This is a genomic window from Desulfohalovibrio reitneri (assembly GCF_000711295.1).
Classification (GTDB): Bacteria; Desulfobacterota; Desulfovibrionia; order Desulfovibrionales; family Desulfovibrionaceae; genus Desulfohalovibrio; species Desulfohalovibrio reitneri.
In genome coordinates this window covers 864132-875646 of record NZ_JOMJ01000003.1, presented here as the reverse complement: position 1 = coordinate 875646, position 11515 = coordinate 864132, and the positions used below count along the sequence as shown (strand labels likewise).

Below are 11515 nucleotides of genomic sequence, written 5' to 3'. Positions count from 1 at the left end.
CGGTTTTCGGGCAAGACGAAAGAAGGGTCAGAGTTCCGGGAAGAGGTAGCCGAATTCCTTGGCCAGATCATGGCTGCGGACGGCCAGGGACTCGGCCGTGGCTTCGGCTTCGCCGCCTGTGACGCCGGGCCGCATTCCAAGATAGTGCCCCAGCACGTCACTGCTTTCGCGGTATATCCAGACAACCGCGTACACACTGGCCAATCCGGGGCGCCCGGAAAACTCCTCCCGGGAGGAAATACGGATGATGAGCTTGGGCTCGTCATCGCGGCTGAGATGGAACAGGGGCGAGTCGGCCAGACGCTCCTCAAGGGCCAGGGCCAGGACGGAGCCCCGCCCGTCCTCCCCTTCGTGTTCGACCGTCACGGGAGTGACCAGTCCCGCCTCGGCGGCATCCGTTTTTTCCGGGGCCTCCACGGTGGCGTTGGCCATGGAGGGAGTCTCCGCCGTGGCGTTGCCGTCCTGCTGGGCCCACACAGCCGGCGGGAGCAAAAGAACCAGAATCACGACAAGATTACGCATCCGAATCATCCTCGAACACCTCCCTCAGACGACACAGGGCATCCCGCACCTCTTCCTTGCGCTCTTTGGCCACATCCCGCAGCAAAGGCTCAAGCCTCTCCTCCGCTTCGCTCCATGCCGGAAGGGCCGGAAGACGGGGCAATTCCAAATCCTCGAACGACAGAGGCTCCACAGCCATCTCCTCGTTCGCGCGCTGGTCCATACCCACCAGATCTGCTCCGGCCACATCACGCTTTTCCCGTTCCTGCACGTTGAACTCGCGAGCGAAGCGCAGGGCTCCGCCAGGCTGGTGGTCTCGGTTGACGCGCTCCACAAGTTCGTTTGTTTTGGCGATCAGCTCGTCCAACTGCTTCAGATTTGGCGTGAGCAGTTTTTTGCCCGTATCCGGCTCATCCACGTACCTGCCATGAATGTATTCGTCCACTCGCTCCCGCAACCGGTCGTACAGGCGCCTGACTGTCTTAACGTATTTGCCTGTGGTACCCAGAGCGAAAGCCGGAGGGCAGCCGACACCTTCCATCCGATCGGCGTCCGCCCTGGAAGCCAGCCACGCGAAGGCCTCCGGATCGACGCCCGCCGAACTGAAGAATCTCGTTGCTGTTGGGTCATCAAGAAGGACCTTGCGAAGAAGGGACGCGTCAACGGCTAGCAGATCGAGACGACGCCGCAGCCGCTCGGCCTTCATTTCCACGAATTCCTTGTACCGCTCCACTTCGCGCCGAGAACCGAAGAAGCCTTCCGCCGCCTCGGTCATGATCTCGTCCTGAAGGGATTCGGCCATGTCCTCGTAACGTGACGCCATGACGGACTCCAACCTGGAATTGCTTACTGCAACGGACTCTACTCCGGGGCAGGGCGCCCCGCAAGGCCGTTCAGAATTGAGACATGCCAATGAGACCGCTCATGGCCACGACAAGCACGCCGGCCACCACAAGACCGTAGGCCCGCTTCCAGCGCAGAGAGAGCAGGCCTCCCACCGAACCGCCCAGCCAAAGGTTGAGCCAGGTAATCTCCGAAGCCGAGGCCGTGGATGACCACATGGGCAGCACCAGGGGAAAGAGGACGAAAAAGGCGGTCAGTATCCCCAGGAAAGCGGCCGTAGCCACCAGAACATTGACCAACACCCCCCTGCGAACGGTGCGTTCCGGAGAATAATCCCCCGCGTCCTCGCGGGAGGCGCGAACCAACTGATTGTACTGGTGGTTCTGCCAGCTTCGCAGTTCCTGCTCCAGCCTGTTGCCGAGCAGCCCCGCTCCTAATCCCGCCAGAATGGCCGGCACCGCCATGGACGGCTGATGCAGGCCAAAGGCTGTTGCCAGGGCCAGAGCGGTTACGGCGGCCGCGGGCCGGTGTGGCGGTATGTAGGTTCCGGCGGGAAAAAGATCGAGCCAGATGAGTTCAAAAAAAACGCAAATGCCGAGGGCAGTCTTGAAATCCCCGCTTACCAGGGCCCAGGCAAGCCCAACGACGAGCGGCCGGTCCAGCATGGCCAACACGACACCGAACCGAAATACACCGAAAAAGGCAAAAAAAAAGCGCCGAGTGTGATCCAGAGGGCGGCGTCCTGGGCCATGATCAGCGCCTCCCCTTTATCTGCACGGGGTCGTTGGGCACGCAGCGGTAATCCAGTTGTACCTCCCGCTGGGAGAAGAATTCAAGACAGCTTTCGTCCTCACCGCTGAGGGACACGTGGGGGCAAACCTGTTTCTTTCCCGGCCCGTAGTGGAGGTTGCCCACGTTCAACTCATCGAAGCGCAACCCCTCTTCGAACGCCCGTTTGGCATCGGGACATGTGGCCAAAAGGACGAGAACGTTTTCGGCGTGGCCTCCCACGCTGAGGTCCGCCACCACATCGGAGGCCCTGTCGATACTGGCGAAACGCAGGGTCACGTCCTGCGGGATCGCCATGGCCATGATTTCCTGGCGCAGGTCGTCCTGGGCCAACTCGTCGTTGACCACCACCAGCACGTCAGCCCCAGTATAAGGGAGCCAAGCCTCGATGATCTGACCGTGCACCAGGCGATTGTCGATGCGAACCCAGAACATCAGTTGTCCGCCACCTTCTGGCTGAGGACCTCCCCCGCCACCACGATGCCCTGCAGGCCGGCCTTTTTGGCTGCGGCCGCCAGTTCGCGCAGGGGAAGGGTCCGGTTGCCGAGAACCTTGAGGAGCATGGGCATGTTGACCCCGGTGATGACCTCCACCTTGCCCGAGGACAGGAGGGACAGGCTCAGATTGGTGGGGGTGCCGCCGAACATATCCGTGAGGATAAGGACACCGTTACCGCTGTCCAGTTCTTTCAGACGCCTGCGGATTTCCGCCACCGTCTCTTCAACATCCTGGGACGCATCCACGCCGATGGCGGCGCATCCTTCCTGCGAGCCCATGATGAAGCCCGCCGCCTCCAGGAGCGCGTGGCCGTAGTTGGTGTGGGTGACGAGGATGATACCGGCTGGTTTCTTGTCTGGCATGTTGGCACTCAGCGGTCGACGTGGCGGTGTTCCAGCGTCACGGCATATCCCGCGCGCTTGAGTTCCTTGGAGACCATCTCCGCGGTGGCTACGGAACGGTGTCTGCCGCCTGTGCAGCCGAGGGCGATGGTCAGCCTGTACCGGCCCTCCTGGGCGTACAGCGGCACCAGATATTGCAGAAAGTCGAGAAGCTTGACCGAGAAGGACTGGCCCTGCGGGCTCTGCAGAACATAGTCGGCCACGTCCCTGTCCCGCCCCGTGAGAGGCTTAAGGCGCTCATCAAAGAACGGATTGGGAAGGAAGCGGAGGTCGAACATCAGGTCCGCCTCTTTGGGAGAAGCGTACTTGAAACCGAATGAAATGACATGGACACGCATCCCCTGGCCGTTTTCCGCCAGGTTGGCCCATTTCTCCTGCAGAGCACGCCGCAGATCGTGGATGGAATAGGTGGTGGTGTCTATGACCAGGCTGGCCTGGGAGCGCAGGGGGGACAGGATGCGGCGCTCCTCGGCCAGGGCCTGCTCCAGCCCCATGTCCTCCTGCTCCAACGGATGCGGCCTGCGCGTCTCGTGGTAACGCCGCAACAGTTCCCCGGTCTCGGCCTCAAGAAAGACGATCTGGGTCCGCAGCCCTTGGGAGGTGATCTCATCGGCCGCGGCGTTCCAGTCGTCGAGAAAGTCGTGCTGGCGGATGTCCATGCCGAGGGCGAGACCACGCGTGTTGCGGTGGTCCTGGCCCTTGTACAGAGAAGCCAGCTTGGGAACCATGCCCACGGGCAGGCCGTCCACGCAGAAGAAGCCCATGTCCTCGAACACGCGCAGGGCCGTGGACTTTCCCGCTCCGGAAAGCCCCGTGAGGATGACGATGGGGAAGGCCGGTCCGTGCTCCATTGCCGTCTCGCTACCGCCGCTCAGGCGTTGTGCAGAAGCTCCCACAAATCCCCGGCGTCTTCCGCTGAAAGGAAGGAACGCCGGAAGTCCTCGTCCTTGAGCAGCCGTGATATGTGGGCCAGAATGCGCAGGTGTTGCCCGGCTGCGTTTTCCGGCGCAAGCACCATGAAAAAGATATGGCAGGGCTGCTGGTCCAGGGCGTCGAACTCAACCCCCCGGGAGCTGCGCCCAGCCACAAGAATGATATCCTCGAGTTCGTCGATCTTCCCGTGGGGTATGGCCACGCCGCCGCCAATGCCGGTGGTCCCCAGCTTCTCACGCTCCATGAGTACGCGCCGGGCCTTGTCCGCGTCCACCTCGGGCTGCTCCTGGGCCAGAGGCTGAATCAACTCGCTCAGCACCTCCGCCTTGCTGCCCGCCTGCAGGTTAGGGAGCACGTAATCGCGTCGCAGATAGTCGCCGAGTTTCATTCGCTCCTCACTCTACGTCGAGGCAGGATCAATCAGTCCGAAGTCCCCGTCGTGACGCCGGTAGATGACATTTATCCTCGAAGTCTCCGCGTTTCTGAATACCAGAAAATCGTAATCCAGCGACTCGAGCTGCATGGCCGCCTCTTCCTCGTCCATCGGCTTGGGCTGGAAGGAATCGGCACGCACGATCCGCCGCTCCGCTTCCTCGGGCTCGGGAGCGACGTCCACTGGTCCCGCTTCGGTCTTGGCCGGGCGGCGCACCATCTTTTGCTTGTCCCGGAGCTTCTTGATCTGGGTGAGCACCTTGTCCAGCACCAGATCAATGGTGGAGTACATATCAGCGGTCTGCTCCGAAGCCGAAATGTAGAGGTTGTCGTCGCTGACGACGACCTCCGCAGTCTGGTTGACCCTCTTCTGCACGGAAAGATTGACCTGCACGTCGGCGCCGTCACTGTTGGTGAGCAGCTTCTCCAGCTTGCCGAAGCGCTTGTGGGCATACTCCTTGAGGTGGTCGGACGGCTCGAAGTCCATGAAATTAAAGGCGATGTTCATTTCATCTCCCACTCAGAATATCTGCTTTCGCTTGCTTGACGAGGATATCCCAAGGGCGGTGCGGTACTTGGCCACGGTGCGACGGGCGATGTTCACATGCAGCCTGTCCTTGAGCATGTCCGCGATCTTCTCGTCGGACAACGGCTTCTTGGGGTCTTCCTTGTCGATGAGTTGCTTGATGAGCGCCTTGACCGATTCGGAACCCACCTGGGAGCCATCCTCCATCTCCAGCGCCGAATTGAAGAAGAACTTCAGCTCGAACGTGCCGTGGGGGGTAGCCACGTACTTGTTGGTGGTAATCCGGCTGACTGTGGATTCATGCATGTTGATGTCGTCGGCCACGTCCTTGAGAATAAGCGGCTTGAGATGCGTCACGCCTTCCTCGAAGAAATCACGCTGGAAACGGACGATGGACTCGATGACCTTGTAAAGGGTGCGCTGGCGCTGATAAAGGCTCTTGATCAGCCAGACCGCCGAGCGCATGCGCTCCTGAAAATAATCCTTGCTCTTGCCGCGCTCGGCGGCCATGCCGTCCATGTAAAGGGAGTTGAGGGTCAACTTTGGCAACCCTTCCTCGTTGAGGACGATAACGAACTCGTCGTCGTATTTATAGACGTAGGCATCCGGGCTGACGTACTGCGGCTCACCCGTTCCGAAACTGGCCCCGGGCATGGGGTCGAGTGACTGGATGACGTCGAGGTATTCCTTGAGCTCGTCCAGGCTGAGCTTGAACTTGCGGGCCAGCGGCTTGTAGCGCTTTTTCTCCAGATCCTCCAAATGGTCGGAAACCAGAGAGCGGAGCACCGGGTCGTCCATGCCCAGCACGTCCATCTGCACCAGCAGGCACTCGCGGGGGTCTCTTGAAGCCACGCCTACAGGATCGAACCGCTGCATGGCCAGGATAACCGACTCCACCTTTTCGGGAGAAGAGCCGGATTCACCGGCGATGTCTTCCACGCTGGACATGAGGTAGCCGGAAGGATTGAGGTTGCCGATGACGTGCTCTCCCACGTTCATGGCTTCCTCGTCGAAATCCGAGAGCCGCATCTGCCAAGCCAGGTGTCCCTCCAGGGAAGGCTTGGCCGTGAGTCTGGCCTCGAAGCTGAGCCCCTCTTCGGGAGACTCCGCCTCGCGGGCCCCGGACTGCCGGGCCGACGAGGAAAACTCCCCGAGGTAGTTCTCCCAGTCGGCGTCGCGCATGAGCGCCTCACTTTCGCCGTCTGTCCTCGAATCCTGCGGCTGTTCGGCATCGCCCTGGTCTTCTGATCCTTCCTCCAGGAACGGGTTTTCCATGAGCTCTTGCTGCACCTGCTCCATCAGTTCGACCCGCGAGAGTTGCAGCAGTTTAATGGCCTGCTGCAGTTGCGGCGTCATGACAAGCTGTTGGCTCAGCTTGAGCTGTTGTCGCAGTTCAAGGCCCATGAATCATTCATTCCCTTGACGGGAGGCGTCCGCCCGATAGGCGGGAAGCGGAAGGCTCCACTGTTGGTAGAATCGAAAAAATCGCTTCGTCCGGCACTCGGGCTGTATGCCACAGAGCGGGGCGGGATGCAACGACAGCAAGTCTTTATTGACGCGATATTTTACCCGGTTGGCACGATTTTTCACAGACAGAACTCGCTCCCAAGATACACCTTTCTGGCCTTGGGATTGGCGGCGATTTCCTCCGGCGATCCATTCAGAATGATGGTGCCTTCAAAGACGATGGAGGCGCGGTCGCAGATGGAGAGGGTCTCGCGCACATTGTGGTCCGAAATGAGGATGCCGATGCCCTTGTCCCGCAGGGCACGGATGATGAGCTTGATATCATCAACCGCCAAGGGATCGATGCCGGCGAACGGTTCGTCCAGCAGGATGAACTTGGGTCTGCGAATCAGCGCCCTTGCGATTTCCAGCCTGCGGCGCTCTCCTCCGGACAGATGATACGCTTTGGAATCCTCCAGCCTGGAAATGCCTAGCTCCTGGAGCAGGGAATGCTTCCGCTTCTCCCGCTCCCTCCTGGATAGGTCGGTGTGTTCCAGGATGACGTCCATGTTCTCCCCCACGGTCAGCTTGCGGAAGACCGAGCTTTCCTGGGGGAGGTAGCTGATGCCGGCCCGGGCGCGTTCGTGCAGGGGCCAGGAGGTGATTTCCTCATCGTCCAGGTAGACATGGCCGCCGCTGGGCTTGATGACACCGAGCAGCATGTAGAAAGTGGTGGTCTTTCCCGCGCCGTTGGGACCGAGAATGCCTGCGATTTCCCCCTGCTCCAGGGAGACGTCCACTCCGCGGACCACTTCCTTGGCGCCGTAGCGCTTGCGCAGATCGAGGCCCGCCAGGAGGCTCATTTGCCCTGCTCCCCGCCAAGCTTTTTGTCGTCGGTGAAGAAGAGCGCTTCAACCCGTTTGCTGCCACCGATAACCTCGCTGCGGTTCTCCTCGGCGTAGAATTTGATGACCTCGCCCTGCAGCTTGTTCTGGCCGTCGATGACCACGGGGTCGTCGTGCATGCTCAAGACACCCCGCTCGACATCGTACACGGCCTTGCCGCAATAACCTTCGCGGCCCTCGTGCTCCATGCGCACGTTGCCCAGCGCGACGATCCGGGTGATGTTCGCGTCCGAGGCCAGCTCCGCGTTGCCTTTCCCCGCGGTGCCCTGGCCGCCCTTCTTGTCCAGGTAGGTGGTCAGCTTGTCCGCCCAAAGCCGCATTTCACCACGGACCACGTGTACGTCACCGGTGAAGGTGACGCTGTCGTGGTCCTGGCTATACTGTAAATTGTCCGCGGTGATACGGGTAGGAACTTTCTCGGCCGCCCGGACGGTTCCCGGCAGCGCCAGAAATACGAGCAGCAAAAGAAGCGGTATGAGCCTGTTCATTTCGGATTCTCTCCGTCCTTGGCGGCTCCCCGCATGGTCGTCTCCACTTCGACTCCGTCCATGGCGCGCATGTCCCTGGTCGTGAGGTCGATGACCAGCCTGGGTGCCTGAATGAGCACGTCGCCGCGATCCACCGTGGCGTTGCCTGTAATGGTGATCTCGCGCGTTTTTCCCTGGTAAACGAGGCGTTCCCCGCGCACAATAACCTCGCCGTAAAAGGCGGTTACGTCGGGGTACATGGTCATCGTATCGGTCTCGCGATCCACTGTACCACGGGGAGCGACGATCCGCGCGCTTTCCTCACCCGAATCGCCGAAATACACGATCTCGGGATTCTCGAGTTCGGCCGAGCCGTCTTCGGTATCGTAGGTGGCGGAGGAAGCCTGGAGCGTCCACAACTCCTTGCCGTCCTTTCCCTGAGAGAGGGTAATGCCCTCCACTGAGACGTCAACGTCAAGGTCGGCCGGAAGCCTGGCCTGGATATCCGCCAAGTCCTCGACCTGGGGCTTGAACAGGCTCCAACCCCACATGCCGATAGCCACAAGAGCGGCCAGCGCTAGGACGGCGATGGAGAGCTTCTTGCTCACGGGCCGGTCCATTCCTCCCAGGCGTGTTGCAAAAGTCCTTGGGAGCGCAGGATGTAGTCGATGGCTTCACGCACGGCTCCGTGCCCACCCTTGCGCGAGGACACCCAGGCGGCAAGTTCCAGAATTTCCGGCCGGGCGTCGGCCACCGCCATTGGCAAGCCAACGGACCGCATGGGGCCGGCGTCCACCCAGTCGTCGCCCAGGTAGGCTACCTCGGTTAATGTGATGCCCCGGCGTTCGGCCATTTCATGCAGATGCGGCAGCTTCTTCACGTGGCCGCAGACGTATTCGGTGATCCCCAACTCGGCCACACGCGCGGTCACGCCGCCATGTTCCAGGCCGGTCATCACGGCGATTTCCAGCCCGGCGCGCTGGGCCACCTTGATGCCAAGGCCGTCCTGAACGTGGAAACGCTTGCTGATATCACCTTCCGGGCCGTAATGGAGGCCGCCGTCGGTGAGTACGCCGTCCACGTCAAGCACCAGAATGCGGATGTTGGTGGCCGCCTCGTCAGCCCGCATTGCCTGCCTCCCGGCTTAAGGCATGAATGTCCCTGGCCACGCGCAACAGATCCTCGAAATCGTCAAGAGGCAGGGAATTGGGGCCGTCGCACAGCGCCCGCTCCGGCTCGGGATGAACCTCCAGGAACAGTCCATCCGCTCCGGCCGCAGCCGCGGCCTTGACCAGGTTGGGCACGAACCTGCGCTGCCCCCCGGAGGAGCCGCCCTGCCCTCCCGGCAGTTGCACCGAGTGGGTGGCGTCGAATACCACGGGCAGGCCGTGTTCCGCCATGATCGGCAGGGAACGGAAATCGACTACCAGATTATTGTAGCCGAAAGACGCGCCGCGCTCCGTGAGCCAGGCCCGGCGGCAGCCGCTCTCGCGAAGCTTGCCCACGGCGTTGGCCATGTCCCACGGCGCCAGGAACTGCCCCTTTTTGACATTGACCAGTCGTCCGGTTCGGGCCGCCGCCACAAGCAGGTCGGTTTGGCGGCAGAGAAAGGCGGGGATCTGCAGCACGTCGGCCACCTCGGCCACCGGCGCCGCTTGTTCCGGCAAGTGGATGTCGGTCAGCACCGGCAGACCGGTACGCTTTCTGACCCGGTCCAACCACGCCAAGCCCCGCTCCATCCCCGGACCCCGATAAGAGGTAATGGACGTGCGGTTGGCCTTGTCGAACGAACTCTTGAACACCAGTGGCAGGTTCAGCCGCACGGCGATCTCGGCCAGTCGCTCGGCCACGCGCAGGGCCAGATCCTCCGACTCCAGGACGCACGGCCCGGCGATGGCGAAGAAGCCTTCGCGGCTCGACTCGAACAGGTCCGCCATGTTCAGGCCGCCCGCCTACTTCTTGCCCTTGGCCCGCTGCTTGGCGGCCTTGATGAACTCCCGAAAGAGTGGATGCGGCCGCATGGGGCGGGATTTGAACTCCGGATGGAACTGGCAGCCCAGGAACCAGGGATGGTCCTTGAGCTCCACGATCTCCACCAATTCCCCGTTTGGAGAAGTGCCGGAGAATACGTAGCCCTGCTCCTCCATGGCGGCCATATACTTCTGGTTGTACTCGTAGCGGTGACGATGGCGCTCGGAGATGTTCTCTTCGCCGTAGGCATCCCAGGCCTTGGTGTCGTGCTTGACCACGCAGGGATATCCGCCCAGGCGCATGGTGCCGCCCAGATCGGAATCCTTGTTGCGGCGCTCCATGCACTGGCTGCGGAAATCGAACCACTCGGTCATGAGATAGATGATGGCCTCCTCGGTATCCGGATGGAATTCCTCGGAGTCCGCACCCTCGATTCCCAGGACATTCCGGGCCGCCTCGATACAGGCGCACTGCATGCCCAGGCAGATGCCAAAGAAAGGAATCTTGTTTTCACGGGCGAAACGGATGGACTCGACCTTGCCGGGCACGCCGCGGGAGCCGAAGCCGCCAGGAACCAGAACACCATCCAGCCCCTTGAGTTGCTTGGCCACGTTGTCCCGGGTCAGATCCTCGGAGTTGACATAGACAAGGTTGACCTGCACGTCGTTGGCCACGCCGCCGTGGATGAGGGCCTCGTGCAAGCTCTTGTACGCCTCCTTGAGGTCCACGTACTTGCCCACGATACCGATGGAGACCTCGCCGGAGGGGTGCTCCAGCTTCTCGATGAGATCCTCCCAAGGAGCCAGCTCCGCGTTTTTGGCCGGGAGCTTCAGGAGAATGGCGATCTTCTGGTCCACCCCTTCGTGGTAGAATTTAAGGGGTACCTTGTAGATGTTGTCCACGTCCACTGCGGAAAAAACGGCGTCCGCGTCCACGTTGCAGAACAGGGCGATCTTGGATTTGATGTCCTTTTCCAGCTCCCGGGCGCAGCGGCAGAGGATGATGTCCGGCTGGATGCCGATGGAACGCAATTCCTTGACCGAGTGCTGGGTGGGCTTGGTTTTCAGTTCCCCTGCCGTGCCCATGAAGGGCACCAGGGTCAGGTGGATGTAAAGGACGTTCTCCTTGCCCAGGTCGCTGCGCAACTGACGGATTGCCTCAAGGAAGGGCTGCCCCTCGATGTCGCCGACAGTTCCGCCGATCTCCACCAGAACCACGTCCTCGTCGCCGGCCAGCGAGGTGATGGCGTTCTTGATTTCGTCGGTAATGTGCGGAATGACCTGCACGGTGCCGCCGAGGTAGTCGCCCCGCCGCTCCTTCTGGATGACGCGGTGGTAGATGGAGCCGGAAGTGAAATTGTTCTTCTGGCTGGTGAACACGTCGATGTAGCGCTCGTAGTGCCCCAGGTCGAGGTCGGTTTCCGCGCCGTCCTCGGTGACGTAGACCTCGCCGTGCTGGAATGGGTTCATGGTCCCCGGGTCCACGTTGATGTAGGGGTCGAGCTTCTGGATGGTGCACTTCAGGCCACGGGCCTTGAGCAGGGCGGCGATGGACGCCGCGGCCAAACCCTTGCCAAGTGAGGAAAGCACACCGCCGGTAATGAAAATGAACTTGGTCTTCATGCGTCTCTCTGCGGGAGCGTTGAGCGGTTTATTCGCGCATGTGGGGGATGCCCCGTCCGGCCGAATCCGGGGATAATAGACACCTCGTCCCGGCTTGAAAAGGGCTTTTTGGCTTTACGGGCACACCCGGCACAAGCCCCGGTTGACGGGACTCTGCGGCCCCTTTATGATTCCCGCGCGC

At 61.4% G+C, this 11515-nt stretch carries 15 protein-coding genes; all 15 read right to left on the bottom strand.

What is annotated here, in order from left to right; genetic code table 11:
- Positions 1-27: 27 nt before the first annotated feature.
- Positions 28-522, bottom strand: a complete 495-nt coding sequence (locus N911_RS0104710; RefSeq protein WP_138774339.1) for a hypothetical protein — start codon at positions 520-522, stop codon at positions 28-30.
- Positions 515-1324, bottom strand: coding sequence for a hypothetical protein (locus N911_RS0104705; RefSeq protein ID WP_029894850.1), 810 nt, complete (start codon positions 1322-1324; stop codon positions 515-517). The genes N911_RS0104710 and N911_RS0104705 overlap by 8 nt, the downstream gene beginning before the upstream one ends.
- Before the next feature lie 70 nt (positions 1325-1394).
- Positions 1395-2075 (bottom strand): PTS sugar transporter subunit IIC, encoded by a 681-nt coding sequence (locus N911_RS18980; protein WP_272913355.1) that lies wholly within the window; start codon positions 2073-2075, stop codon positions 1395-1397.
- 22 nt (positions 2076-2097) lie between these two features.
- On the bottom strand, positions 2098-2568 hold the full coding sequence (locus N911_RS0104695; RefSeq protein WP_029894846.1) for a PTS sugar transporter subunit IIB: 471 nt from the start codon (positions 2566-2568) through the stop codon (positions 2098-2100).
- On the bottom strand, positions 2568-2993 hold the full coding sequence (locus tag N911_RS0104690; protein WP_029894844.1) for a PTS sugar transporter subunit IIA: 426 nt from the start codon (positions 2991-2993) through the stop codon (positions 2568-2570). The genes N911_RS0104695 and N911_RS0104690 overlap by 1 nt, the downstream gene beginning before the upstream one ends.
- An 8-nt stretch (positions 2994-3001) precedes the next feature.
- The gene (gene rapZ, locus N911_RS0104685; protein ID WP_029894841.1) at positions 3002-3883 is read right to left on the bottom strand and encodes an RNase adapter RapZ; all 882 of its coding nucleotides are present in this window, start codon (positions 3881-3883) and stop codon (positions 3002-3004) included.
- Positions 3884-3903: 20 nt separating this feature from the next.
- Positions 3904-4353 (bottom strand): PTS sugar transporter subunit IIA, encoded by a 450-nt coding sequence (locus tag N911_RS0104680; RefSeq protein ID WP_029894840.1) that lies wholly within the window; start codon positions 4351-4353, stop codon positions 3904-3906.
- 12 nt (positions 4354-4365) lie between these two features.
- Complete coding sequence (gene hpf, locus N911_RS0104675) at positions 4366-4905, bottom strand: ribosome hibernation-promoting factor, HPF/YfiA family (RefSeq protein WP_029894838.1); 540 nt, start codon at positions 4903-4905, stop codon at positions 4366-4368.
- A 12-nt stretch (positions 4906-4917) separates the two neighbouring features.
- Positions 4918-6327, bottom strand: coding sequence for an RNA polymerase factor sigma-54 (rpoN, locus tag N911_RS0104670; RefSeq protein ID WP_029894836.1), 1410 nt, complete (start codon positions 6325-6327; stop codon positions 4918-4920).
- Positions 6328-6509: 182 nt separating this feature from the next.
- Positions 6510-7232, bottom strand: a complete 723-nt coding sequence (lptB, locus tag N911_RS0104665; protein WP_029894834.1) for an LPS export ABC transporter ATP-binding protein — start codon at positions 7230-7232, stop codon at positions 6510-6512.
- Positions 7229-7762, bottom strand: coding sequence for an LptA/OstA family protein (locus tag N911_RS0104660; protein ID WP_035104342.1), 534 nt, complete (start codon positions 7760-7762; stop codon positions 7229-7231). The genes lptB and N911_RS0104660 overlap by 4 nt, the downstream gene beginning before the upstream one ends.
- Positions 7759-8349, bottom strand: a complete 591-nt coding sequence (gene lptC / locus N911_RS0104655) for an LPS export ABC transporter periplasmic protein LptC (RefSeq protein ID WP_035105027.1) — start codon at positions 8347-8349, stop codon at positions 7759-7761. Before lptC ends, N911_RS0104660 begins: the two co-directional genes overlap by 4 nt.
- The gene (locus tag N911_RS0104650; RefSeq protein WP_029894828.1) at positions 8346-8870 is read right to left on the bottom strand and encodes a KdsC family phosphatase; all 525 of its coding nucleotides are present in this window, start codon (positions 8868-8870) and stop codon (positions 8346-8348) included. Before N911_RS0104650 ends, lptC begins: the two co-directional genes overlap by 4 nt.
- Positions 8860-9678: a 3-deoxy-8-phosphooctulonate synthase gene (gene kdsA, locus N911_RS0104645; protein WP_051693923.1), complete on the bottom strand. Its 819-nt coding sequence runs from the start codon at positions 9676-9678 to the stop codon at positions 8860-8862. The genes N911_RS0104650 and kdsA overlap by 11 nt, the downstream gene beginning before the upstream one ends.
- 15 nt (positions 9679-9693) lie before the next feature.
- Positions 9694-11334, bottom strand: a complete 1641-nt coding sequence (locus tag N911_RS0104640; RefSeq protein ID WP_029894826.1) for a CTP synthase — start codon at positions 11332-11334, stop codon at positions 9694-9696.
- Between the last annotated feature and the right edge of the window lie 181 nt (positions 11335-11515).